At 62.9% G+C, this 25,709-nt stretch carries 20 protein-coding genes and 1 tRNA gene; 17 read left to right on the top strand and 4 right to left on the bottom strand.

The annotated features are described in order from the left end of the window. Positions 1-12: 12 nt before the first annotated feature. Positions 13-447 (top strand): HIT family protein, encoded by a 435-nt coding sequence (locus D3250_RS04550; protein WP_119902304.1) that lies wholly within the window; start codon positions 13-15, stop codon positions 445-447. A 157-nt stretch (positions 448-604) separates the two neighbouring features. On the opposite strand, the gene hrpA is transcribed toward D3250_RS04550, so the two are convergent. Further along, on the bottom strand, positions 605-4,480 hold the full coding sequence (gene hrpA / locus D3250_RS04555; RefSeq protein ID WP_119902115.1) for an ATP-dependent RNA helicase HrpA: 3,876 nt from the start codon (positions 4,478-4,480) through the stop codon (positions 605-607). Positions 4,481-4,608: 128 nt separating this feature from the next. On the opposite strand from hrpA, the gene D3250_RS04560 reads away from it, so the two are divergent. Both D3250_RS04560 and D3250_RS11955 read left to right on the top strand, forming a co-directional pair. Beyond that, positions 4,609-4,692, top strand: a tRNA-Leu gene (locus D3250_RS04560). A gap of 221 nt (positions 4,693-4,913) precedes the next feature. Continuing rightward, the gene (locus tag D3250_RS11955) at positions 4,914-5,099 is read left to right on the top strand and encodes a DUF8730 family Cys-rich protein (protein WP_119902116.1); all 186 of its coding nucleotides are present in this window, start codon (positions 4,914-4,916) and stop codon (positions 5,097-5,099) included. Positions 5,100-5,113: 14 nt separating this feature from the next. Here D3250_RS11955 and D3250_RS04570 read toward each other — a convergent pair whose 3' ends face one another. Continuing rightward, complete coding sequence (locus D3250_RS04570) at positions 5,114-5,815, bottom strand: lysophospholipid acyltransferase family protein (RefSeq protein ID WP_119902305.1); 702 nt, start codon at positions 5,813-5,815, stop codon at positions 5,114-5,116. A gap of 83 nt (positions 5,816-5,898) precedes the next feature. On the opposite strand from D3250_RS04570, the gene D3250_RS11715 reads away from it, so the two are divergent. The 3 genes from D3250_RS11715 to D3250_RS04585 all read left to right on the top strand — a co-directional run bounded on the left by D3250_RS11715 (position 5,899) and on the right by D3250_RS04585 (position 9,670). Then, positions 5,899-6,264 (top strand): hypothetical protein, encoded by a 366-nt coding sequence (locus D3250_RS11715; RefSeq protein WP_147383479.1) that lies wholly within the window; start codon positions 5,899-5,901, stop codon positions 6,262-6,264. A 94-nt stretch (positions 6,265-6,358) separates the two neighbouring features. Then, positions 6,359-8,188: an AMP-dependent synthetase/ligase gene (locus D3250_RS04580; RefSeq protein ID WP_119902118.1), complete on the top strand. Its 1,830-nt coding sequence runs from the start codon at positions 6,359-6,361 to the stop codon at positions 8,186-8,188. 138 nt (positions 8,189-8,326) lie between these two features. Beyond that, a complete protein-coding gene (locus tag D3250_RS04585) occupies positions 8,327-9,670 on the top strand; it encodes a class II 3-deoxy-7-phosphoheptulonate synthase (protein WP_119902306.1) in 1,344 nt (447 codons plus the stop codon). 9 nt (positions 9,671-9,679) lie between these two features. On the opposite strand, the gene D3250_RS04590 is transcribed toward D3250_RS04585, so the two are convergent. Both D3250_RS04590 and D3250_RS04595 read right to left on the bottom strand, forming a co-directional pair. Beyond that, positions 9,680-11,164 (bottom strand): protein kinase domain-containing protein, encoded by a 1,485-nt coding sequence (locus D3250_RS04590; RefSeq protein ID WP_119902119.1) that lies wholly within the window; start codon positions 11,162-11,164, stop codon positions 9,680-9,682. A gap of 75 nt (positions 11,165-11,239) precedes the next feature. Beyond that, positions 11,240-12,358, bottom strand: coding sequence for a polyprenyl synthetase family protein (locus D3250_RS04595; protein WP_119902120.1), 1,119 nt, complete (start codon positions 12,356-12,358; stop codon positions 11,240-11,242). Positions 12,359-12,370: 12 nt separating this feature from the next. Between D3250_RS04595 and dinB the strand changes: the two genes are divergently transcribed. The 11 genes from dinB to ftsW all read left to right on the top strand — a co-directional run bounded on the left by dinB (position 12,371) and on the right by ftsW (position 25,708). Then, a complete protein-coding gene (dinB, locus tag D3250_RS04600; protein WP_119902121.1) occupies positions 12,371-13,585 on the top strand; it encodes a DNA polymerase IV in 1,215 nt (404 codons plus the stop codon). Between the two features lie 125 nt (positions 13,586-13,710). Continuing rightward, on the top strand, positions 13,711-14,124 hold the full coding sequence (locus tag D3250_RS04605) for a DUF3040 domain-containing protein (protein ID WP_119902122.1): 414 nt from the start codon (positions 13,711-13,713) through the stop codon (positions 14,122-14,124). A gap of 382 nt (positions 14,125-14,506) precedes the next feature. Then, entirely contained in the window at positions 14,507-14,938 is a 432-nt protein-coding gene (mraZ, locus tag D3250_RS04610) for a division/cell wall cluster transcriptional repressor MraZ (RefSeq protein WP_119902123.1), read from the top strand. A gap of 143 nt (positions 14,939-15,081) precedes the next feature. Then, a complete protein-coding gene (gene rsmH, locus D3250_RS04615) occupies positions 15,082-16,083 on the top strand; it encodes a 16S rRNA (cytosine(1402)-N(4))-methyltransferase RsmH (protein ID WP_119902307.1) in 1,002 nt (333 codons plus the stop codon). After that, positions 16,080-16,724, top strand: a complete 645-nt coding sequence (ftsL, locus tag D3250_RS04620; RefSeq protein WP_119902124.1) for a cell division protein FtsL — start codon at positions 16,080-16,082, stop codon at positions 16,722-16,724. Before rsmH ends, ftsL begins: the two co-directional genes overlap by 4 nt. Before the next feature lie 21 nt (positions 16,725-16,745). Then, positions 16,746-18,521, top strand: a complete 1,776-nt coding sequence (locus D3250_RS04625; protein WP_119902125.1) for a peptidoglycan D,D-transpeptidase FtsI family protein — start codon at positions 16,746-16,748, stop codon at positions 18,519-18,521. Further along, positions 18,518-20,137, top strand: coding sequence for a Mur ligase family protein (locus D3250_RS04630; protein WP_225973130.1), 1,620 nt, complete (start codon positions 18,518-18,520; stop codon positions 20,135-20,137). The genes D3250_RS04625 and D3250_RS04630 overlap by 4 nt, the downstream gene beginning before the upstream one ends. Next, positions 20,137-21,597: a UDP-N-acetylmuramoyl-tripeptide--D-alanyl-D-alanine ligase gene (locus tag D3250_RS04635; protein ID WP_119902127.1), complete on the top strand. Its 1,461-nt coding sequence runs from the start codon at positions 20,137-20,139 to the stop codon at positions 21,595-21,597. The genes D3250_RS04630 and D3250_RS04635 overlap by 1 nt, the downstream gene beginning before the upstream one ends. Continuing rightward, positions 21,598-22,704 (top strand): phospho-N-acetylmuramoyl-pentapeptide-transferase, encoded by a 1,107-nt coding sequence (gene mraY, locus D3250_RS04640; protein ID WP_119902128.1) that lies wholly within the window; start codon positions 21,598-21,600, stop codon positions 22,702-22,704. Beyond that, positions 22,701-24,227: a UDP-N-acetylmuramoyl-L-alanine--D-glutamate ligase gene (gene murD / locus D3250_RS04645; RefSeq protein WP_225973131.1), complete on the top strand. Its 1,527-nt coding sequence runs from the start codon at positions 22,701-22,703 to the stop codon at positions 24,225-24,227. The genes mraY and murD overlap by 4 nt, the downstream gene beginning before the upstream one ends. A gap of 11 nt (positions 24,228-24,238) precedes the next feature. After that, positions 24,239-25,708 carry a putative lipid II flippase FtsW gene (ftsW, locus tag D3250_RS04650; protein WP_119902130.1) on the top strand — a complete coding sequence of 490 codons (1,470 nt, stop codon included), beginning with the start codon at positions 24,239-24,241 and terminating at the stop codon, positions 25,706-25,708. Position 25,709 lies beyond the last annotated feature (1 nt).

A 25,709-nucleotide genomic window follows, 5' to 3' on the forward strand; every position in this document is an offset into this window, starting at 1 on the left:
AGAGTGGATGTCATGAGTACTGTGTTCAGCAAGGTGATCAGTGGGGAATTTCCGGGCCGTTTCGTCTGGCAGGACGAGCTGTGCGTCGGCTTGCTCTCAATAGCGCCGCTGGCTTACGGGCACACGCTGGTGGTTCCTCGCACGGAAGTGGACCGCTGGACCGACGCTGACTCTGCGCTGATGGCTCATCTGAGCACTGTGGCGCACCGCATCGGCAAGGCCCAGGTCGAAGCCTTCGGCTCCGCCCGGGCGGGCCTGGTGATCGCTGGGTATGAGGTGCCTCACCTGCACCTGCATGTCTGGCCGTCGAATTCGATGGCGGACTTCGACTTTTCCAAGGCTATGGAGGACCCTGACCCTGAGCAGATGGATCAGGCGGCGGAGAAGCTGCGGGTGGCGCTTCGTCTGATGGGAGATGCGGAGAACGTGCCCGCCGAGAACGACTGAGGGTCAGCAGTTTCCAGTTCTGAAGCGCCACTTCGTCTGACCATCCTGGGCGGGTGAATCCCGATCTTGCGCGTTCCACCGATGACACGGTCTGCGGGGGTCATTCTCCTGCGGACTCGGCTCGCCCCACGGGCAGCAGGAGCAACCCCCGCAGATGTCATGGGGTCTGCGCTCCGGCATGCTTGACGGCACGGCGAATGCGCTTGGCGCTCACCGGTTGTGTGGTACCCAACGGTTGGGCGAAGAAGTTGACTCGCAGCTCTTCGATCATCCACTTCACCCCGGCCAGCTCGGCAGGCACGGGCAGCTGTTGGGGGACCGCTTCCAACGCTGCGTCGAACTCATCCTCCAGCTGTTGGACCTGCTGCATATCTGTCGTATCCCGCGCCACGCCCTGCCCGGACTCGAGTCGGTCCAACCGGAGCAGCATTGCTCTGAAGTATCGCGGAAGGTGCCGCATCTGTGTGACTCCGGTGCTGACCACGAACCCCGGGAAGACCAGTTGCTCCGCCTGCGCCTGCATATCGGATACCGCAGGTCGCAGCGCTGCGGACTTCACAGAGCTGAGTCGGGCCCGGACCTCGGTATGCAGCGTGAGAACCTGTGCCAGGACGTCGGTCAGCGACAGCACGCTCTCAATCAGCTCCGCTTGAGTCTGCCGGGCAAGTCTCTCGAAGGATTCGGCGGTGAACGGCAGGTCTTCAGGCACCAGGTGATCCAATACTGCAGTGGTCGATTCGTTCACCAGGTCCTCCACATCACCGAACTGCCCGAATGCCAACCGCTCCCTGTTGCTGAGGTGGTCCACCACATAGCGCTGCGGGGAGGGGAGAACAGAGCGCATCAGCACCACCACGCCGCGCCGATGGGTACGGGACTGTTCCGCTGGGGACTGGGTGATGGTCATCCGCACGCCGTGGACATCATGCTTATCTGAGGGATCGGGTGTGAGTGCGGGGTAGCCGGTGATCTGCCGACCCTCCGCAGCTCCCTTCACCTGCCGGGAAATGGTCCCGAAAGTCCACGATGTCTGGTGGCGCTGTGAGAGGTCCACGCCAAGCGGCGCGGGCTCGGGTGCGCCAGAGGTCTTATCGGGGGACGGGGAAGCATTGCTGGTGACCGAACGGCCGATCGCTTCGCGGCTCTCCCCGCTGAAGCGAACCTGCAGTTCGGTCAGGTCGAACCCGGAGTCCAGGATGCGGCCACGGTCACTGACCACCCCGAAGGTGAATCGGAGGTGGTCTGGAAGGGCGTCGAAGTCCAGGTCCTCAGGTTCCACCACAACACCTCTTAGCCTTCGCAGAACTGTGGCGAGGGCGAGGCGCAGCGGTGTGGACGCGGCGTCGTACTCATCCTCCAGCAAATAGCGAGCCTGAGCTGCCACATCTGGCGCGGGCACGAAGTTGCGCCGCAGCTGCTTGGGCATGGACCGGATCAGTGCGGTGATCATCTCGGTGCGTCGGCCGGGAATGAACCACTCGAAGCGGTGGGGTTCCAGTTGGTTCAGAAACAGCACGGGGATGCGCACGGTGACGCCAGCTTCGTAGGCGTAAGTCAGTTCCAACTGTAGACCGCCGTGGTCGAAATGTTCCGGGAAGGCCTCCGGGTCCACCTGGTCGGCCTCTGGGGCCAGCAGAGCAGCATCTGGCAGGTCCAACAGATCGGGGGTCTGATCGCGCTGTTTCTTCCACCAGGTGTCAAAGGCGCGTTGGGAGGTAATGTGCTTGGGCAGGCGTTCGGCGAAGAACTCGACCAGATGGTGATCCGCTGCGCGGAGGTCTTTGCGGCGCGTGCGGTCCTCGAGTTCGGCGATTTCTTTGAAACGAGCGCGGTTGCGCTTGTCGAAGTGGTGGCGGGTGTTCCAATCGCCCTCGATCAGCGCATGACGAATGAACTCCTGGGCGGCGAACTCAGGATCGAAGCTCCCGTAGAGCACGTTCCGGTCGGCGACGATGGGAACACCGAACAGTGTGACCCGCTCAGTGGCGACCACTGCCCCGCGTTTGGCAGACCACACGGGGTCGCTGTAGCTGCGCTTCACCAGGTGCCCACCGACCTCTTCGGCCCAGGCCGGCTCCACCGCCGCCACCCCGCGTGCCCACAGCCGGGAGGTCTCCACCAGCTCCGCAGCCATCACCATGTCGGGGTTCTTCTTGAACAGTCCTGAGCCGGGAAAGATTGCGAACCGGGTGCCGCGGGCGCCCTGATATTCGCGGGTTCTTGGACTGTAGAGGCCGAGGTGGCTGAGCAGACCCGCCAGCAGGGATTTATGGATCGCATCATGCTTGCCCACATGCTCCACCGGATCCCTGGTGCGGATGCGTCGGGTGGAGAGTCTGCTCTGCTGGGCAAGCTCCCCGAGTTGGTGGACCAAGTCCTGCCATTCGCGGATGCGCAGCCAGTTCAGATACTCGCGGCGGCACAGTTTCCGGAACTGGCTGGAGGAAATCTCAGCCTGCCGTTCGCCGATGTAGCGCCAAAGGTTCAGCAGCGCGGAGAAGTCGGACCTGTCATCTGCAAACCTCGCGTGCAACTGGTCTGCGGTGTCCCGGTGCTCGGCGGGGCGCTCGCGCACATCTTGGATGGAGAGGCCGGCCGCCAGTACGGTCACCTCGGTGAGACAGTCGCGGCTGGAGGCCTCCACCATCATGCGGGCCAGCCGGGGATCCACCGGCAGCTGGGCGACGCGGCGGCCGGTGGGCGTCACCCGACCCGAGCGTTCTAGAGCGCCGAGCTCTGAGAGAAGGCGCACGGCGTCGTTGACGGCCTTCGCCTCTGGTTTCTGGACGAAGGGGAAATCGAGTAGCTCCCGGGGCGTGCGAGTGATGCCCATCGAGGACATCTGCAGCAACACACTGGCCAGAGAGGTGCGCAGGATTTCCGGATCGGTGAACTCCGGACGGGATTCGAAGTCCTCCTGGGAATACAGCCTGATGCAGATACCGTCGCTGGTGCGTCCGCATCGTCCGGCGCGCTGGTTTGCGCTGGCTTGGCTGATCGGCTCGATCGGGAGCCGCTGCACCTTGGTGCGGGGGGAGTAGCGAGAGATCCGCGCGGTGCCTGAGTCGATGACGTACTTGATTCCCGGTACCGTCAGCGAGGTCTCGGCCACGTTGGTGGCCAACACGATGCGCCTGCGTCCGCCGGGGTGGAAGACTCGCTTCTGCTCCTGCAGGGACAGTCGTCCAAAGAGCGGAAGAATTTCCGAGCCGTGGAGCCGTCGATGGTTCTTGATAATTTCGCTCAGGGCCTCGGCGGCGTCGCGGATTTCGCGCTCGCCGGGAAAGAACACCAGGATGTCACCGTCAGGTTCAGCACTGAGCTCGACCACAGCGTCGCAGATTGCATCGAGTTCGTCGCGATCCTCAGGCTGAGCTGTGCTCGTGCTGTCGGTATCCTCCAGGTCCAGCACTGGGCGGTAACGGACCTCCACCGGATAGGTGCGGCCGGAGACTTCGATGATGGGACAATCGCCGAAGTGTTCGCTGAAGCGCTCCGGGTCGATAGTTGCTGAAGTGACCACGACTTTGAGATCGGAACGTTCGGCGAGGACCCGCTTCAGGTAGCCAAGGATCACGTCGATGTTCAGGCTGCGCTCGTGTGCTTCATCGATGATGATGGCGGAGTACTTACGCAATTGAGGATCACGCTGGATCTCCGCCAGCAGAATCCCGTCAGTCATGAGTTTTACTGAGGTGTCCTGACCGACTTCTGCGGTGAATCGGACTTGGTACCCGACGGTACTGCCGATATCCGAGCCGAGCTCATCGGCCAAACGTTCAGCCACAGACCGTGCGGCCAGCCGCCGCGGCTGAGTATGCCCGATCAAGCCCTTGCGGTGCTCACCCAGCTCCAGAAGCATCTTCGGCAGCTGCGTGGTCTTCCCTGAGCCGGTTTCTCCGGCAATGACCACAACTTGGTGCTCGCGAAGGGCCCCAAGGATCGCGGTGCGCTCTTGGGTGACGGGTAGCTGCTCGGGGTAGTTGAGGCTCTCCGCAGTGAAGGCGGGGGAGGTGCAGGAAGTGACGGGCATATCGTTCAAAGTCTATCGGTCGGCGGGATTAGGAACTTCAGCCGTGGTCGGGTTAGGATAATTTTCGCTGTTTTCAGCAGTTTGAGGCTCCCAGGGGCTCGGAGAAATCCGGGATAACGGGGGCCATTGCGCGAGTGGCGGAATTGGTAGACGCGCTGGCTTCAGGTGCCAGTGCCTTCACGGGCGTGGGGGTTCAAGTCCCCCCTCGCGCACATATCGACAGTTAGGGCCCTCAACCTTCGGGTGGGGCCCTAACTTTTTCTCTGCCACCGGCAGGTTTGGGTTCCCCCTCAGTTCACTTCTCGTGGATGCCAGTCAGCTGCCCATGTTCGAGATTGCACTCACGCATACCCCATGGGGTATAGTAGTCTCGTTCATGACGATACCCACCTGGGTATACGGGGTTGGTTGAAGAAGTGATGAGGAGAACGTTATGTGCCGAGCGGTTACTTGCCGTACGTGTGGCAAGACAACGTGGGCGGGATGCGGGCAGCATGTCGCGACGGTGAAGAAGAACGTGCCTGCACGTGAATGGTGCAACGGTGAGCACACTGCAGCTCAGCTAGAGTCTGCCGGTGCCAACAGGGGCGGCTTCTTCGCCCGACTGTTGCGCCGCTGAACTCAGGATTCTTATCAGCTGGGAGGGCCCCCTGGGCCTCTTGCGCCTGTCCCTTTCTTGACGGAGGCGTACATGTCGACATACTGCTGCCCGGAAAGCCGCATGATCTGCGACATGATCTTGTCAGTGACTGCCCTTTGGGCAAAGCGATCGTCGGCGTTGGGGTAATAGGCGTCGAAGTGCAGCGGCTCTCCGATGATCAAACCCACTCGGTGAATTCGAGGCACGGTGCGGTCAATGGGCTGGACCTTATCAGTGCCAATCAGCGCCATGGGTATCACCGGCACCTGGGTGCGCAGAGCCAGCTGCGCCACCCCCAGCTTTCCTCGGTAGAGTCGGCCGTCGGGGCTCCTAGTGCCTTCCGGGTAAATCCCGAGCAGATCTCCGCGGCGTAGTGCCCCCTCGCCAGCGGCGAGCGAGTTCTGGCTAGCGGCGCCACCTGACCGATCCATAGGAATCTGCCCGGTGATGTCAAAGAACCAGCGGTTCCACTTTCCAGCGAAGCCCCTGCCCTTCCAGTAGTCGTTCTTCGCCAGGAACCTCACCGGTCGCGGGACCACCACTGGGATGAACACTGAGTCAGAGAAGGACATGTGGTTCGACGCAAGAATGGCGGCGCCTTCGGAAGGAATATTGTCCAAACCCTTTACCCAGGGGCGAAAAACAGTGTTGACGGCCGGCCCGACCACGAACCTCTTGGCATTTCGGTAAAACAGCAACGACGCCACGGTCAGACTCTCTCTCTCGGGCTGGCGGACATCGCTACTACTCTACTGGCGCGAGCCGATAGTCTGGTCCTATGAGCAACCGACGTGAGGGTGGGTCCCACCACAGGCGCAGCACGGCCCGTCCGCAGCCAGGACGCCCGGTCCCCAAGAACCTTGGTCAGCGTGGACCCCGCGACTTCAGCCCAGCCGCGGAAGAGGATGACTTTCGCCCTCCGAACCCCAAGAGTCCGGTGGCCGGAGCCAAGCCGGGCGTTGTCATCGGTGCACTGCTGGCCCTTGGTGGGATCCTCTGTCTGATCGTCTTTCCCTTCCTCCCGGTGAGCTTCCCAGGGTGGACGACTGCCGCCCTTATCGGCGTCATCCTCCTAGGCCTCGTAGTCCTGTTCTTGAACCTGCCCGCTAGGCGGGCAGGTTCAGACGACGGCGCGCGCGTCTGAGCTGAGAGCGGTGGTGCTGGTAGTGTGAACTGCAGCACATATACTGGGTAGTAAGTACAGATTGTCAGTACATCCCCTGGGAGGAGAAGGACCTGTGAAGGAATACGCCGTGCCAGCCGCCGTGGAGGTCGACCCCGGCCTCAACATTACTGATCTGCTGGAGCGGCAGGTCGCCGAGAACCCCGGCAACGCCCTCTTTGGTCGTCAGCTGAGTCCGGGGGAATGGACTGATGTCTCGGCCTCCAGTTTCCGAGACGACGTCGTCTCTCTCGCCAAAGGCATGATCGCCAAGGGTATCGACACCGGTGACCGGGTCGCCATCATGGCTGCCACGCGATACGAGTGGACGTTGTTGGACTTCGCGATCTGGTACGCCGGAGGCATCACAGTGCCGATCTACGAAACGTCCTCGCCGTCCCAGATCGCCTGGATCGTGGAAGACTCCGGAACCAAATTGGTTTTCGCTGAGACGGATTCGCACGCGAAAGCCGTAGACCGCGCGATCACCCAGGAGAAATTGGACTCGGTGGAGCACCTACTGACCATCGACAGCGAGGATCTCAACGAGCTGCGCAGCGCGGGCAGCCACATCTCCGACGACGAGGTTGAGTCCCGACGCTCGGCAGCGAACCTCGCGGATTTGTCCACTATCATCTACACCTCCGGGACCACCGGAAGGCCCAAGGGCTGTGAGCTGACTCACGGCAACTTCGCGGAGCTGAGCCTCAACGGCACTGCATCGCTGAGCGAGGCCATCCACTCTGGGTCCTCCACGGTGCTGTTCATCCCCCTGGCTCACGTCTTCGCGCGCTTCATCTCCGTGATCTGTGTGGCGGCCGGCGCGCGCGTGGGCCACACGTCCGACATCAAGGATCTGGTCGACGATCTGGGCACCTTCAAGCCCACCTTCCTGTTGGCTGTCCCGCGTGTGTTCGAAAAGATCTACAACGCTGCGATGATGAAGGCTGAGGGTGACGGCAAGGGCAAGATCTTCCAGAAGGCTGCCCAGACAGCCATCGACTACTCCAAGGCCCAGGAGGAGGGCTCAGCTGGATTCGGCCTCAAGCTCAAGCACGCGGTCTTCGACAAGCTCGTCTACTCCAAGCTTCGTGCCCGAATGGGCGGTGAAGTGAAGTACGCCGTCTCCGGAGGCTCGCCCCTGGGAGCCCGACTCGGTCATTTCTTCCATGGTGTGGGGCTGCATGTTCTGGAGGGCTACGGCCTGACCGAAACCACAGCGCCGATCACAGTCAACACCCCCACAGCGACCAAGATCGGATCAGTCGGACAGCCGCTTCCCGGCTGCGCTGTCAAGATCGCAGATGACGGAGAGATCCTCGGCAAAGGTGTCTGTGTCTTCCGCGGTTATCGGAACCGCCCAGATCTCGCCGACGATACGTTCGATAATGACGGCTGGTACCGCACTGGTGACATCGGGACCTTGGATGACGAGGGTTACCTCAGCATCACGGGTCGCAAGAAGGAGATTCTGGTCACGGCTGCGGGCAAGAATGTGGCCCCCGCCCAATTGGAGGACCAGATTCGCGCCGATGCCATTGTCTCCCAGGTGGTAGTCGTCGGAGACGGCAAGCCGTTCGTGGCGGCCCTGATCACTCTGGACCCAGAGACGCTTCCGGTCTGGCTTCAGCGCCACAACATTCCGGAAGACACGCCTATGGGCGAGCTGATCAAGAACCAGACGATCATCGATCACGTTCAGTCGGTCGTGGACAAAGCCAACGAGTCCGTCTCGCGGGCTGAATCGATCCGCACCTTCAGGCTGTTGGAGGATGACTTCACCATCGACTCCGGACACCTGACACCCTCCATGAAAATTCGACGGGCGGATGTCATGAAGGACTACGCCGACGTGGTCGAGGATCTCTACACGCAGGCTGCGGAGGCTCGCTCAGAGAAGTCTTGACCGTCGATCGCCCACCATTTGGAATCTTGATGTCCTTATTAGGCGAGGTGTAACGGGGACCATTAAGCTGTGGGGGTGACTGCTGCATACGACACCTCCACTGAGCCCCCGCTGACCGCCCCCGGTGAAATCGTTCACATGGGTGCCGCAGAGTATCCCGGGCTGGACGCGTGGCGGGACCTTCCGCTGAAACAGCAGCCTGATTGGCGAAATCACCCAGACTTCGCATCAGCCACTGCTGAACTGTCCGCGAATCCGCCGCTGGTGTTCGCCGGTGAGGTTGACAAGCTCAAGCGTCGGCTTGCCCAGGTCGCCAAGGGTGAGGCTTTCCTGCTGCAGGGCGGCGACTGCGCTGAGACCTTTGCAGACGTCACCGCTGACAAGATCAGTGCGAAAGTCAAGACCCTCCTCCAAATGGCGGTGGTGCTCACCTACGGCGCATCGCTTCCGGTGGTGAAGATGGGCCGTATGGCCGGACAGTATGCAAAGCCTCGCAGCTCTGACATGGAGACACGGGGCGATGTGACACTGCCAAGCTTCCGAGGTGAGATCGTCAACGGATTCGAGTTCACCCCTGAGGTGCGAATCCCGGACCCCAAGCGGATGGTGCAGGCCTATCACAAGTCGGCAGCGACGCTGAACCTGATCAGGGCATTCACTGAGGGAGGGTTCGCGGATCTGCGGGCGGTGCAGCAGTGGAACAAGGGCTTCATGGAGAACCCTGCTCATGCCAGGTACGAGCAGATCGCCGGTGAGATCGACCGGGCTGTCCGATTCATGAGCGCCTGTGGCGTCGAATTTGAAAGCCTTAAACGCACTGAGTTCTATGCCGCCCATGAGGCACTGCTGCTGGACTACGAGCGCGCCCTGACCCGGATCGATTCGCGCACCGGGAAGCCTTACGTGACCTCGGGTCACTTCGTGTGGATCGGGGAGCGGACCAGGGACCTGGATGGTGCACACGTGGACTACCTCTCCAGGGTGCGGAATCCGCTGGGGGTGAAATTGGGTCCTTCGACCACCCCGAGCACGGCCCTTGAGCTGATTGACAAATTGGATCCGCACCGGGAGCCGGGTCGGCTGACCTTCATTGTGCGCATGGGCACAGCCAATGTGCGGGAGAAACTGCCCCCGCTGGTGGAAGCCGTCCGGGACTCCGGGGCCAAAGTTGTGTGGGTGACCGATCCGATGCACGGCAACACCATCACCGCGAAGAACGGCTACAAGACTCGCCGGTTCGACGATGTGATGGACGAGGTTCGAGGCTTCTTCGAAGTTCACCAGGCTGCGGGTACCTACCCCGGAGGCGTGCACGTGGAAATGACCGGGGACGACGTCGCCGAGTGCCTCGGGGGATCAGACGTCATTGACGAATCCGCTTTCGACGCCCACTATGCATCCCTCGTCGATCCCCGCCTGAACCACAAGCAGTCCCTGGAGCTGGCTTTCCTCGTGGCCGAAGAGCTCACTCGGGTCACCTGACCCGCTGGGCTAGCCGCCCAGGGAAGGGACGAATCGATTGCTGATGCCCAACTGATAGCCCAGGAGCATCAGAACGGCCATGAGCATCAGCACGATCACAAAAGCCACGGCCTGCCGCACATGCGAAGGGCCGTTCAGCTGTTCCAGAGGACGCTGCCGCTGGCGTTTGTCCGCCCGTGGATCATAGGTGCGCCGAGGCCGCTCGGGCGTGAGCGGGTGGAGACCAGTTTGCGGCTCTTGGACACTGAGCCGACCCAATTGCAGCGGAACCTCCGCCACCGTCTGCCGGTCCTCCACTGCAAGGCTTCCCCACTGCTCCCGCTCGGACGCTTGCCTTGGGCCCGCACCCTCACGGGCCTGCGGCCTTGGGGCGGGAGGCGGGTCTGCCGATGCTGAGTGGCCCAGGGCGGCGGTGACGTCGTCGTCCCAACTGTTGCGGTCCTCAACCGCAGTGGGGAAGTCCTCCCCTCCCATCGCCACAGTGGTGGCTTCGGGTTCGTCCTGCTCCTCCTCAGCTGCGGGTTCAGTCCCGGATGAATCGGTATCCGGCGGTACGGCGGCCAGCACATGCGTGGAGGCGTTAGGGCTGTGGTCATGCTCCGCCGCCTCGGCGTGGTGCCGCCGGTGCTGGAGAAGTGCGCCGTCGAAGTCCAACTCTTCAGCGGTCAGCTGCTCCCGGACCGACTCGAGCATCTCCAGCATCTCATCAGCGTTCTTGGGCCGTTGCTCCGTCGCTGCACGAGTAGCGGAGCGGACCAGGTCATCCAAAGGCGCAGCTAGTCCGGGAACATACGCCGACGGGGCGGGCACGGTGGAGTTCACATGTTGGAAGGCCACCCGCACCGGCGTGTCTCCGGTGAAGGGCTGGACGCCGGTAAGCAGCTCATAGAGCAGAATTCCAACGGCATAGACGTCAGCACGCTCGTCGGCACCCTCGCCGGAGAGCAGTTCGGGGGCAATATAGGCCACAGTGCCCATCAGTGTGGAGGTTCCCGAGTGATGGGTGGCTGCTCTGGCCAGCCCGAAGTCGGCAAGTTTGATCCGGCCTTCCGGGGAGACCAACACATTTTCCGGCTTGATGTCCCGGTGCACCAGACCGGCGCGGTGCGCGGCGGAGAGACCACCGAGGATGGCCTGGGCATAGGCCAGCGCCAATCTTGGAGTCATGGGCCCACGTTTGAGCAGCGTGCGCAGGGTCGCCCCGGGGACGTACTCCATCACCATATACGCGGTCTCGCGCGTCTGGCCCTGATCGAGAACCTGCACCACATTGGGATGACTGATCAGCGCGGAATTGCGAGCTTCCTGCTCGAACCGCTGGACCACCTTACGGTCCTCTGCCATATGCGGAAAGAGCACCTTGATCGCCACGGGGCGGTGCAGCCGCTCATCGTGGGCCAGATACACCGTGGACATACCGCCACGTGCCACTCGCTTGTCGATGGTGTATCGATCGCCGATGGTGGCGCCGATCCAGCTTTCTTCGGAGCTCATTGGATCAGGGTACCGAAGTTGGCAGGGGATGAGTCGCGCGTGGATTGATCGGGAGCCGCCCCCGTTGAGGATGTCTCATGAGGTGCGGGAGACCAGCCGGTCAGCGACCGCATCGAAGTCCTGCAGCACCTCCGGGCTCACACCGAAATCTTTCAGGCGAGCCCGGGCCTCAGCGCTGCGGTCGGTCAGGCTGCGGATCTCCTCTTCGACATGCGAAAGAGCTCCTGCGGTGGTGAGGATCTCCTGTATCCGGGCTACCCCCGGCTCCGTGAGATCGGGGTCACCGAGCATGGCCTCCAACTCTGCGGCGTCCGCGTCCGGCGCACGGTGCAGTCCGTAGGCGATGAGCTCCGTGCGCTTGCCCTCGCGCAGGTCATCGCCCACTGGTTTTCCAGTCACCCCCGCGTCACCGAAGACGCCGAGCAGGTCATCGCGCAACTGGAAGGCGATCCCCAGTGGGAGGGCTGCTTCGGCCAGCGCAGTGGCGAGCTCGGGCGAGCCTCCGGCTAGGGCGCAACCGAGCGCTATGGGGTACTCCGTGGAGTACTTGGCTGACTTGTAGGTGAGGACAGTCCGGGCCTGGCGCAGTGCCTCAGACTCCGTGGCGTTGGGGCCGGCTACCTCAGCCACTACATCCAAATATTGACCAGTGATGACTTCTGTGTGCATTCGTCGGAAGACTCTTCCAGCACGCAGCGCGTTGTTCGGCAGCGCCTCGCTGGCCAAGTCAAAGAGCTCGGAGGCCCAAGAAAGAGCGAGGTCTCCGCTCAGGATTGCGCCCGTGGTGCCGAAATGTGCCGTGTCCCCGGACCAGCAGGCCTTGCGGTGCCGCTCTTGGAATTGGATGTGCACGCTGGGCTGAGACCGTCTGGTGGCTGAGCGGTCGATGACGTCGTCATGAACAAGCGCGGCAGCCTGGAAGAGCTCCAGTGCAGCCGCAAGGTTGAATAAAGCCTGCGGATCAGAGAGCTCCCTGTCGATTTCACCCGCAGCTGCACGCCACCCGATCCAGGCGAGCACCGGACGCAGTTTCTTGCCACCGCCGCTGAGCGCGATGAGCGAGTCGACCAGCGGCGCCGACGGAGCGGCGATGGCGGTGACTTGGTCCCTTTTCTCCGCCAGGAACTCTTCAACGCGTAAGTTGACCGCCGCCACGAATTGGGCCTGATCGTAGGGGTGTCCTGTGGTGGGCATACCCTTGATCCTATGGGTTCAGAGCAGTCCAAGTCTCAGGGACGCGCCTCATCCATTTTCGCCCATGTCGACATGGACGCCTTCTACGTGGAGGCGGAGCTCTTGGACAAGCCGGAGTTGCGGGGGCGGAAGGTGATAGTAGCGGGAGAGGGCCGATCCGTGGTCCTCTCGGCCTCCTATCCGGCGCGCGCGGACGGCGTCCGATCGGCGATGCCACTGACCCGGGCCTGCCGGTTGAGTCCGGAGTCCGTGGTCCTGCCGCCGCAGATGGACCGCTATCGGCGATTATCCGCTGAAATTATGGGTTACTTCGATACGCTCACACACCGTAAGGAGCAGTTGAGCGTCGATGAGGCGTTCTTGGATCTCACCGGCTCTCGCCGACGTCTGGGCACGCCTGAGGAGATGGGGCAGCTCATCCGTTCTGGGCTTCGCGAGAGGGTCGGCCTGCCGGCTTCGGTGGGGATCGCTGACCGCAAATTCATCTCAAAGATTGCCTCAACCACAGCGAAACCCGACGGACTGCTCGTGGTGCCTCCCCACCGCAGACTGGAGTTCCTGCACAGCCTCGAAGCTAAGCACTTGTGGGGAGTGGGAGAAAAGACTGCAGAAGCCCTAACCCACATGGGCCTGCGCACGGTCAGGCAGATCGCGGAGACTCCCAGGGACGTGCTGGCGCACCGATTCGGAGCCGTCGGCCACCACTTGCACGATCTGGCCTGGGGGAGGGACCCTCGGCAGGTGGAGACGCACCGGGTGGAGAAAAGCATCGGAGCTGAGGAAACTTTTGAGACGGACCTCAGTGACGACGCCGAACTCCAGCGCGAGCTGCTGCGTCTAGCCCACCGGGTCGCGGCGCGGCTGCGGGCCGCGGGGCTCAGCGCCAGCGGGGTGAGCCTGAAGCTGCGGTGGAGAGACTTCTCGTCCCTGACTCGCTCGGCTTCTCTGCCGCATCCCACCCAGTCTGCTCCGGAGCTGCATAGACACTCAGTGCGCCTGATGGCCGGGCTCGGGCCCAGGAAGCAGCCGGTGCGTCTGATCGGCATTCGCGCCGAGCGGCTGACCGGAGCCGACGGGAGCCTGCAGCTGAGCTTCGACGCCCACGACGACGACTGGCAGGCAGCTCAGCGAGCGCTGGACGATGTGGCGGGTAAGTTTCCGCAGGCTGCCCTGCGCCCAGCCACACTGTTGGATTCCAAAGACCAGCGAACCGCAGATGAAGTCTGAGGCCAGGCTGGTAATTGCGTGACAAATTCGTCACAGCTGAAACGCGGGCTAGGTGGTCAGCCGCTTCAGAAGATAGACTTATTATCCCTAGAACTTGAGACAACAGGACGACATAGGAGCATCCCATGCCACTTTCGGAGCGCGAGCAGCGGCTGCTGAAAGAGCTGGAGCAGCAGCTCCAGTCCGATGACCCTGGCTTCGCCAGCTCTCTCGAAGACTCTCCAGTCGGTGGCGCCTTCAATGTGCGCAACCTGGTTCTCGGTCTCTTGGTGACTGTTGTGGGCGTGGGTGTTCTGATCGTCGGGATCTACCAGCAGTGGATCCCACTGGGCATCATCGGCTTCCTCGTCATGGGAGCTGGCGTGTACTTCGCTACAGCTGGCGGCTCTGTTGGACCGAAGAAGGGCAACGGTGGCGGCGGCAACGGCAACGGTGGTGGCTCGGGTGGGTCTGGGCCGCGCAGCTCTGCGCCCAGTCCGTCCGGCGGTAACTTTATGAGCAATCTGGAGCAGAAATGGGAGGAGCGCCGACGGCCATAGCCTAGGGCCTCCACTCCCCACCACATCGACGCAGAACCCCCGCTTCGGCGGGGGTTTTTCGCGTCTGAGGCCCCTGGGCGCATCGACGCAGGCTGAAGCCCTCCACCGCTCCCCACCTATCACCACCGACAGATCAGATTCTTTAAGACCCTTGTCAGAAGCGCCCAAGGGGTGCCCTCCGGGCGGCTGAATACGCACCATGGACCGGAAACTGCTCAGGAGTGGTTGGAAAGTGGTGGGAAGTGGAGTAAAGTGGAGCGAGATGGGACGAAGCGTCCTGATCGTCCAGAGATGGGCGCCTGATCGAACGGAGTGCAGGGCCAGCGCATGCTGACTCGGCTGAAGTGATTGACGGTACCTAGCACAGCGAGGAGACGGCGCCATGTTTCTCGGCACCTATACTCCGCGCCTGGACGATAAGGGTCGTCTGATCCTTCCGGCGAAATACCGGGATGACCTCTCAGCGGGGCTCGTCCTGACTCGCGGGCAGGAGCGCTGCATCTACGTCTTCAGCACTGACCAGTTCGCGGCAGTGCACGGACAGATGCGTCAGGCACCGCTGACCTCCCGTCAGGCACGCGACTACATTCGTGTATTCCTGTCTGGGGCCTCGGACGAGACACCGGACAAACAGGGACGAATCACCATTCCTCCCGCTCTGCGCGAGTATGCAGGACTTGACCGTGAGGTCACGGTGATCGGGGCGGGTGACCGCGCCGAGATCTGGGACTCCACGGCCTGGAACACCTACCTGGAAGAGAAGGAGTCAGAGTTCTCCTCCACCGACGAGGAAGCCATTCCTGGTCTCTTCTGACCACAATTCAATATGGGCCCTTGAGTGAGCCTCCTTACCGGACTGAGCAGTCCTGACTTCACTTCCCCGATGTCAGGCCGCGCCAAGTCCGGTGGGGGAGCAGATTCAAGGGCCCGATTTCGTCCAGAGGTGCGGAGGTGATGATGAGTACTCAGCCAGCAGCCAACCGGCATGTGCCGGTGATGGTGCGACGCTGCACCGAACTGCTCGCTGAGGCCTGCCGACGGGTCAGCGCGGGGCAAGTGCCAGTGGTCATCGACGCCACGTTGGGCATGGGGGGCCATACTGAGGCTCTGCTCAGCGAAGTTCCCGAGGCGACAGTGATCGGAATCGACCGCGATCCGCAGGCACTTGACCTGGCCGCTCGGCGGCTTGAGCGTTTTGGTCCGAGGTTTCGGCCGGTGCGCACAGTCTATGATTCGGTCAATCAGGTCGCGGCTGAGCTCCAGGACGGCGAGACTCTCGCGGGAGTGCTGTTCGACCTGGGAGTGTCCTCCCTGCAGCTGGACGAGGCCGAGAGGGGTTTCGCCTACTCCTATGACGCACCTCTGGACATGCGTATGGACGCAGCCGCCGACTCGGCGGATCCCACCGCAGCGGAACTGATCGCCGAGATCTCTGAGTCTGAGCTGAAGCGCATCCTCTCTGAATACGGCGAAGAACGATACTCCGGCCGAATCGCTTCAGCCATCGTTCGGGAACGGCAGAGCGCCCCGCTGAGGACAACTGCGCAGCTGGCGGCTGTGATCGACGCCGCGGTGCCGGCATCCAGCAAGCGCACCGGGGGGCATCCAGCCAAACGGAGTTTTCAAGCGATCCGGATTGCCGTGAACCGAGAGTTAGAGGTCCTTACCCGGGCTGTGCCGGCGGCCATGGACGCTGTGGCAATCGGCGGAGTCGTCGTCGTTCTCTCCTATCACTCCCTGGAGGATCGCATCGTCAAGCGGGCCTTCGTGACGCGCACGAAATCATCCGCACCGGCCGGCCTGCCGGTGGAGCTGGAGGAGCATAAGCCCACATTCGAGCCGCTGGTGCGTGGCGCAGTGCCGCCCTCCGCGGCTGAAATCTCCGCGAACCCCCGAGCGGCCTCGGCCAAACTTCGGGCCGTCAGAAAGACCAGAACACAGGCAAGGAACACAGTATGAGCGTTCTACCGCTGGCGGGTTCGCAGTCCGCCGCGCGTCCCACCGGCAACCGAGCAGCCAGTTCCAGTGCGCGGAGCCCGGAGCTGAAAGCCCTTCCCAAGATTCGCCGCAGGCAGCGGGGTCTGATGGCTGGTGTACTGATGCTGCTTATCGCAGCACTCGGGGCGGTCCTGGCCACCAACATCTACGTCGCCAATGCACAGTACGAAGTGGTCCAGCTGACGAACGAACACCGGGAACTCGTGTATCAGAATCAAGCCCTGACCCAGCAGGTGCAGTTCCTGGAGTCACCCCAGGCCCTGTCAAACTCTGCGGTGACCATCGGTATGGTGATGCCCGCAACTGCCGGAACCTTCGATCTGAGCAGCGGCGAGATCGTCAGTGGCGCTGAGCGGGCTTCCAGCTCCGAGGTTCCCTCCAGCTTTGTCAGCTCACCCACCTCCGTGAACCCTGAGCCTTCTGCCGTCGATGTGACGGACCCCGCACTCACCTCAGCCAGCGGTCTGCTCGGGACCGGCGCGTTGTACACGCTCAGTGAGCCCACGCAGGGGGACAATGGTTCCGGCACCGACGCTGGAGCGCAACGTTCAGAGACGGCTCTGCGCGGCGGAACGATCCCAGCACCTGATCTGACTGACTGACACCGCAAGGAGAACGCACTTATGGCGCGAACCCTCTCATTGCGGATGCGCATCGGACTGGCAATTGTGCTGGCCCTGCTGGTCGTCCTTGGGGGGCGTCTGTTCCACATCCAAGGGCTCGACCCAGCCGGGCACGCACACCAGGCAGTCTCCAATAGGCTCCATACTGTGGAGCTTCCGGCAGCGCGCGGAGACATCGTCGACACTCAGGGTCGTCTCTTGGCCGGCAGCGCCGATCGCTACGACATCGTGGCCGATCCTAGGCTCACCGGGGATCACACCGTCCCTGACGCGGAATTGGGGATGCAGCGTCCAGTCACTGTGGAGCAGACTGCCGAGGAGCTGGCTCTGTTGCTGGACGCAGACTCTGCCGAGCTCCTGGAACAACTGACTGCCGATGACACGCACTACGCCACGCTTGCGCGCAATGTGACACCCGAAGTGCACCAACGGATCATGGAGCTGCGCGTTCCCGGGGTCTACTCCGAACCTGTCTCAGAACGGACCTACCCCTCCGGACCCGTCGCTGGGTCCATCATCGGCTTCGTGGGGTCCGACGGCCCCCTCGAAGGTCTGGAGTCAGAGGCCGACGAGGCGCTTTCCGGCGAACCGGGAGAACGCATCTACGAGGTGGGCGCTGACGGCGTCCGCATCCCCACTGCTACCTATGAGGAGGTCCCCGCTGAGGACGGCCAAGATGTGCGGCTCACCATAGACCAGGACGTTCAGTGGTTCGCCCAGGAGGCGATTGCAGACAAGACCAGCGAGTACAACGCCCAGTGGGGCAATGCCACTGTGGTGGACCTCCGTGAAGGTCGAGAGGGCGAGATTCTGGCAATGGCTGACTCGGAGACAGTCGACCCCTCCGATCCGGCAGAGACTGACGAGCTCTTCCGCAGACCATTGGCCTTGACTCAGGATTTCGAACCGGGCTCCGGGGGTAAATCGGTGACGTTTGCAGCGGCACTCGAGGAAGGCCTCGTCGAGCCCGAATCTGAATTCACTGTGCCTTACAGAATGTCGGTCAACGGCGAATCCATTCAGAATGCTCGCTCCCACGCTGACTACGAGATGACCGCTGCCGGCATTTACGCCCGCTCTTACAACACCGGCACCCTGATGATCGGCAACCGATTAGAGGAGCAGACCCGCTACGACTACCTCCGGAAGGTGGGTTACGGCGAGCCCATGGACATCGGCCTGGGCGTTGAAGGACAGTCAATTCTGCGGCCTCCGGAAGAGTGGGACCGCCGCCAGCCGTTGACCACCCAATTCGGTCAGGGGTACACGGGCAGCGTGCTGCACAACGTTCAGCTCTACCAGATGCTGGCTCAGGATGGGGTCAAGCACCCGCTGCGCATAGTTGACGCTCACCTTGACCCTGACGGGGACGAACACCCCGTGAGCGCCGAATCCGAGCGTATCTTCTCCTCAGAGACCTCCCAAGAGATGCTGAAGCTCATGGAGGGCGTAGTGGACTACGGCTCCGCCATGGGTGCTCAGATCGAGGGCTATCGGGTGGGCGGCAAGAGCGGAACCGCCGAGGCTGCCGGCGCCGCAGGAGGCTTTGACGGTTACACCGTCAACTTTGTTGGAGTCGCACCACTGGACGACCCGCAGTTCGTGGTGTCGATCACCGTACACAGACCGGCCGGCGAGTTCGGTGACTGGGACCTCACGAATACCTTCAGTGACATCATGACTCACACACTGACCAGCTACGACGTTGCACCATCGGATGCAGAGTCGGGGGCCTATGATGGGTTCGTGGGTCAACGTCAGGACTATCCGTGGTGAGTCGTGCAGGAGCCGTCGGCTCCGATGTGGGCACTTTGACCGAGCAGCTGATCGCTGCCGGATACCGCCCCATCGTCACCCCAGTGGCCAAGTCTTCAGATCAGGTGCGGCTCACCGGCGCCGCCATGAGCCCCAAACTCGTAGAACCCGGAGACCTGTTCGTGGCGGTCACTGGAGCTCGAGCCCATGGGGCTGACTTCATCGACGAAGTCGTGGATCGGGGAGCGGCAGCCGTACTCACGGACCCGGCGGGTGTCGTCAAAGTCCGCGAAGCCGCGGGGTACCGTCTGCCCGTCATCGAAGTCGCAGGAGTGCGGGATGCGGCCGGCCCGGCGGCGGCCGTGATCTACGGCACCACTGCGACCTCCGATCCAGCACTGTTTGGTGTCACCGGCACGAACGGCAAGACTACGACCACCTATTTTCTGCGTTCCCTGCTCAGAGCTGTGCTGACCCCCCAGGGTCGTAAGACTGGACTCATCGGCACCATCGAGATCGCCGCTGGGGAAGAACGGATCGCTTCGGAGATGACGACTCCCGAGGCCGTCGCTCTACACAAACTGATGCATTCTTTCCGGGAGAAGAACGTGGCCGCCGCCGCAATGGAGGTCTCCTCACACGCGATCAGCTACCAGCGAATCTCCGGGCTCTATTACGACGTTGCTGGCTTCACCAATCTCACTCAGGATCACTTGGATCTGCACGGGACCATGGAGGAGTACTTCGCCGCGAAGGCTGACCTGTTCCGCAGATCCCGCACCAGAACATCGGTCATCACCGTCGACGACGTGCCCGGCCACCAGATGGCGGCCGAAGCCACCGGTCACGTTGTGACGCTCTCGACCACCGGCAAGCCTGCTCAAGCTCACTGGGAAGTGACCGACGCCGAGCCCGCTGGCCTGGGCAGCGCGTTCACGCTGGTCCACCGCGATTCCGGCGAGCGCATCCGCACCTCCACCGCCCTGCCCGGCGCCTTCAACGTGTCCAACGCCGCCCTAGCTGCTGTCATGGTGCTCGAAGCCGCAGTCAGCGGTGAACGTAGGCAGGACTTTCAGCGGCATGACGTCGTGGAGGCGCTGGAGACCGCTCAGCCCTTCCACATTCAAGTACCCGGCAGGATGCAGGTGATCGCTGAGCAGCCGGCGGCTATCGTAGACTTCGCCCACAACCCAGACGCAATGATCCGCGCACTGGAGGCTGTGCGGCGACCCTCCGGGCGACTCATCATGGTCATCGGCGCAGCCGGGGAACGCGATGTGACCAAACGTCCCACCATGGGAGCGATCGCGGTGCGCATGGCAGACCACGTCATTATCAGCGACGACGATCCGCATGGTGAGGATCCTGCCGAGATTCGTGCTGGACTCCTCTACGGGGCCCGTGACGCCATCGCCACCGGTGGTCTGACTACCGTACTGGAGGAGATCGCTCCGCGACCGGCTGCCATTGACGCGGCTGTCGCTGCAGCCGGACCCGAGGACACCATTTTGCTGGCCGGGCGTGGCCACGAAGTCCATCAGGATGTGGCCGGAACTCGAGTCGAGATTGACGACCGGGAAGAACTCACCCGAACCCTGCAGGCCCGGGGCTTCAACACATTGGACGGAGGCGCCTGATGATAGAGCTCACCGCCGCGGAGATCGCGGAGGCAGTCGGCGGACGTCTTCGCGGGGTCGAAGCTCCTGGAAAACTGATGCTTACTCATGCGGAAACCGACTCCCGCACGATGAGGCCGGATGCCTTGTTCATCGCTAAGCCGGGTGAGGTCACCGACGGCCACCGGTTCATCGACGATGCTCTTGCCGCCGGTGCTGCTCTGGTGCTCGCTGAGCGAGAGACCGAGGACCCCGCAGGAAAATCCCATCCGGCGATCGTGGTCGAGGACGTTGTGCTGGCGATGGGCTTGTTGGCGCAGGAAATCGTCACACGGATCAGGCGACACTCCGCCACCACAGTGATTGGGATCACCGGATCGGCGGGCAAGACCACCACCAAAGACCTGTTAGCCGCCCTGCTGGGCCCGCAGGGTCCCACTGTCGCCCCGCAGGGCTCTTACAACGGTGAGGTGGGTGTGCCGCTGACCGTCTTCACCGCTGAACTGGACACCCGTTATCTCATCATTGAGATGGGAGCCGACGCACCCGGTAATATCCGGGAGCTGTGCAATATGGTGCGCCCGGACATCGGAGTGGTGCTGATGGTGGGCACTGCGCACGCCGGCAAGTTTGGCGGTGCAGACAAGATCGCCGAAACGAAGGGTGAACTGGCAGAACTGGCCAGCGCCCACGTCATTCTCAATGCCGACGACGCGCAGGTTGCCGCCATGGCCCAGCGGGCCGCAGCGCCCGTGAGTTGGTTCGGCTCCGTTGAGGCGCCCTCCGAGTCCTACGCAGTCGCGGCTCAGCAGGTGCGGCAAAGGCCCGATGGACGCCTGGAACTGACACTGGTGTTCGACCACCCCGACCACCAGGGCAGGGCCGAATTCCGAACCGTCAGTGGGCTCATCGGCGGGCACCACGTGACAAATCTGCTGGCTGCCGCGACCGCCGCCTACCGGGCCGGGGTGGCTCCAGCAGACATTGCGCAACGGCTGGCCGGCCTGGGCCCCAGCTCAAGATGGCGCATGGAGACCACGCAGATCCCGTGGGATGGTCACGAGGACGCGGTGACCATCGTCAACGATGCCTATAACGCCAACCCAGAGTCCATGCGGGAGGCGCTGCGCACGCTGGCGATTCTCATGCGCGACAACCAGCGGCGAGGTGTGGCGGTGCTGGGACCAATGCTCGAACTGGGAGAGGACTCAGTCTGGCTCCACCACCAGATCGGTGAAACCGTGGTGCGGTTGAACATCGACCTCACCTTGGTGGTGGGGGAGGAGGCATACGCTCTTTACCGAGGTGCCGTCGCTGAGGGATCTTGGGGCGCCGAAGTGCAGTGGGTCGCCACGCTGGATGAGGCTGAAGCGTGGCTGCGCACCGCCCTGCGACCTGGTGACATTGTCCTGTTTAAGTCTTCCAACTCAGCGGGGCTTAGACTTCTGGGTGACAAATTTGCCACCGACGGAAGGAACTGAGTGATCGCCGTAGTCATCGGTGCCGCCGCTGGGCTGATCCTCACCCTTCTCGGTACCCCCTTGTTCATCCGTTTCCTGGTCAAGCGCGGATACGGTCAATTCATCCGCGATGACGGTCCCACAACCCACCACGTGAAGCGGGGGACCCCCACCATGGGCGGGGCGGTGATCATCATGGCGGTGATCATTGCCTACGCCGCGACCCATGCAGTGCTGCTCCTCACCGGCGACGCGGCCAGCGGCCCCAGTGCCTCGGGTCTGCTTCTGCTGCTCCTGATGGCCGGCATGGGCCTCGTCGGATTCTTCGACGACGCCGCGAAGATCACCAAGAAACAGTCCCTGGGACTCAGCCCGTGGGCCAAGATCACCGGCCAGGGGGCCGTCGGCATACTTTTCGCGGTCCTCGCTCTGCAGTTCTCCAACGCCCAGGACATCACACCAGCCTCCACAGCTGTCTCCTTCGTTCGTGAGACTGCACTGGACTTCGCAGTTTTCGGGACCATAATCGGTGGAATCCTTTTTGTGATCTGGGCCAACATCATCAACACCGCGGCCACCAATGCGGTGAATCTCACCGACGGTCTGGATGGTCTTGCCAGTGCCGCCACCGCCATGGTCACCGCCGCATACGTCATCATCTCCATCTGGCAGTACAACCAGTCATGCGGAAGAGCCCGGGCGGTGGATGCGGTCTGTTATTCAGTGCGCGATCCCATGGACATGGCCACTCTGGCAGCGATCATCACTGGTGCTCTCATCGGCTTCCTGTGGTGGAACACATCACCGGCGAAGATCTTTATGGGGGACACCGGTTCCCTAGCATTGGGCGGTGCGCTGGCCGGCTTCGCCATTCTGACCCACACTCAGCTGCTCTTCGTCATCCTGTGTGGATTGTTCGTCATCATCACCGCCAGCGTGATCATCCAGGTCGGATACTTCAAAGTCACCGGTGGTAAGCGCGTCTTCCTTATGGCGCCCCTGCAGCATCACTTCGAACTCAAAGGGTGGGCCGAGGTCACGGTAGTCGTCCGATTCTGGATCATCGGAGCACTCGCAGTGGGCATGGGGCTGGCCGTCTTCTATGGCGAGTGGGTGCTCGCGCAGTGAGCGAACAGCCTCCGACACTGCCCCGACTCCACGGCTGGGACGGGCCCTGGGTTGGCCTGCGGGTGCTGGTGACCGGTTTCGGAGTCACGGGCTTCTCTGTGGCAGACACGCTGGCAGAGCTCGGCGCGCAGACAGTTATTGTTGACGGACAGGAAACCAGGTCAAGACTCGAAGACGCTGCCACTCTCTCCACGATGTGGGGCGACCGCCTAGACTTTCGCTTCGGCGAGACCCACACCAGCACGCTGAAGCACTTCGGAGCTGACAGCAGCGCCGCTGAGACACCGGATCTGATCGTGACCTCCCCGGGGTGGCGACCAGACTCTCCCATCATGAGGGCAGCAGCAGCTGAAGGCGTGCCCGTCTGGTCTGACATCCAGCTTGCCCGCCGGCTCGGGGCTCGCCCCGGGGCCAAGGAGCCCGACTGGCTTGTACTCACCGGCACCAACGGCAAGACCACCACCGTCAAGATGCTGGAAGCCATGCTGATCGCCGACGGCCGACGCGCTGTGGCCTGCGGGAACATCGGAATGCCGATTCTGGACGCCGTCCGGGACCCCGAAGGTTTTGACGCCCTCGCCGTGGAGCTGTCCAGCTTCCAACTGCACTACACCGAGCCGCTTCGTCCCACAGCCGCTGCGGTGCTGAACATTGCCGAGGACCATATGGACTGGCACGGGGGACTTGAGAGCTACTTGGCGGATAAGGCCAAGATCTACGAGTCCACACAGGTGGCCTGCGTCTACAACGTGGAAGACCCGGTGACCGAGCGCATGGTCGCTGCAGCTGAAGTGATTGAGGGAGCCCGCGCCATCGGGTTCACCACCGACTCGCCGGATGTGTCCATGCTCGGAGTCGTCGACGACATTCTGGTCGACCGGGCCTTTCTGGACAACCGGCGCCACCAGGCATTGGAACTGGCCACCCGGGCCGACTTCGGAAGTCTCGCCCCACGGCACCTGGTGGCCAATGCCCTGGCCGCAGCGGCGCTGGCGCGCGCTGTAGACGTCGCCCCAGCGGCCGTGCAGCAAGCCATCCGTTCCTACACGCCGGCGGACCACCGGATCCAGCCTGTCGCTCAGGCCGATGACGTGCTCTGGGTCAACGACACCAAAGCGACCAACCCGCATGCTGCGGCTGCATCTCTAACAAGCTTCACCGACGTGGTGTGGATTGCCGGTGGGCTCTCCAAAGGTGTCGATTACGACCCTCTGGTCCAAGAGGTCGCCGACCGGCTCCGCCACGTCATCCTTATCGGTACAGACTCCGCTCAGCTTCGTTCCAGCCTGGAGCGACACGCCCCCCAGGTGCCTGTCACAGAGGTCTCCGGCGGTGATGATGGAGAGGTCGTCATGCGCAGCGCCGTCGCAGCAGCAGACCGGTACGCCCGACCAGGGCACGCTGTGGTGCTGGCCCCGGCGGCAGCGTCCATGGATCAGTTCGCTTCCTACATCACCCGAGGCGAGCAGTTCATCGCCGCTGTGACCGCGCTGATGCGGGACAAAGGATTCACTACCCCCTAGGGAGGAGCACCATGGACAAGCGGACACCGCGTCTGCCCTCCTCCCGACGGTTACCCGGCAGCGGCGAATCCGCTGTGCTGACTCCCACCAGCGCAGCTTCCCCGCCCGAGGCTGCGGGGCCGCCTGCGGATGAGGAGGCGGGTCGCGGCCACCTGCGGCTTGTGGAAGACCTCGACGACGGCTACGGGAGCCCCGCAGATGAGGAAGGCCCTTCTGACGGTTCCCTCGGACGTGCCTGGAAGGCCCGGCAGGCTGAGCGCCGCGCCGAGCGCATCACCAAGTTCTGGAGCATCTTCGAGGGCGGGAACCCGTACACCAACTATTGGCTGGTGCTCGGAGCGACCATCGCATTGGCCGCATTCGGACTGACCATGGTCCTGTCGTCGACCTCAGTCGACGGAGGCGGTCAGCCCTTCACCACCGCCACACGACAAGCAGTGTGGGCAGGCATAGGTCTCCTCGGCATGATGTTCATGACAGTCGTTCCCACGCGGTGGATGGGCGCGATCGGCTGGGCGGCGATGATCGTCGCCAGCGTGCTGCTGGCGCTGGTGGCATTCTCGCCCTGGGGTCATACTGGTGGCGGGTCCACCAACTGGTTGCGTATCGGCCCAGTCCAGGGGCAGCCCTCCGAGGTCGCTAAGCTGGCTCTGGTCCTCTGGGGAGCAGCTGTGCTGGCTCGCAAGGGGAAGCTGGTCACCCAGTTCACACACTGGATGATGCCCTTAGTCGCACCCGGGGCGCTGTCGGTGCTGGTGCTCGTGCTCGCCGGCGGAGATCTCGGAACCAGTCTGGTGATCATCCTCATCGCCGCAGCGCTGCTGTTCACAGCTGGAATCGGGATGCGTTGGTTCGCCCTCGCTGCAGTCCTGGCGTCCGGCGCCGTTGCGCTGCTGATGTGGATCACTCCGTATCGCATGATGCGGGTCTACGCGTGGCTGGGGCTGAACTGCGACCACCCCACCGAGCCCTGCTACCAAACCGAGCAGGGGCTCTACGCCCTGGCCTCAGGAGGTTTCTGGGGTGTGGGGCTGGGACAGTCTCGCCAGAAATGGGATTACATCCCCGAGGTGCACAACGACTTCATCTTCACCATCATCGGCGAGGAGCTTGGCCTGCTCGGCACCGTGACTGTTCTGGGACTGTTCGCAGTACTGGTGGTCGGCATCTTCCGGATCGCGAATGGCATCACTGGACAGACCTACCACGCTCGGTTCGTCAAACTGGTATGCATAGGCATCATCGCTTGGATCGTCGGCCAGGCCTTCATCAATATTGCGATGGTCACCGGACTCATCCCCGTGGTGGGGGTTCCGCTGCCCTTCATCTCCTACGGCGGGTCAGCCCTCACCATCGCCCTGATCGCAATCGGGGTGGTTCTCAACTTCGCCCGCAGGCAACGCATAGAGGCGCGAACTCCCCGGCGGCGCACCAGAAAACGTCGTAAGCGGTCTACACTGGCACCGCCGACCACCTCCTGAA

It is taken from the genome of Nesterenkonia natronophila, from assembly GCF_003595215.1.
GTDB lineage: Bacteria > Actinomycetota > Actinomycetes > Actinomycetales > Micrococcaceae > Nesterenkonia > Nesterenkonia natronophila.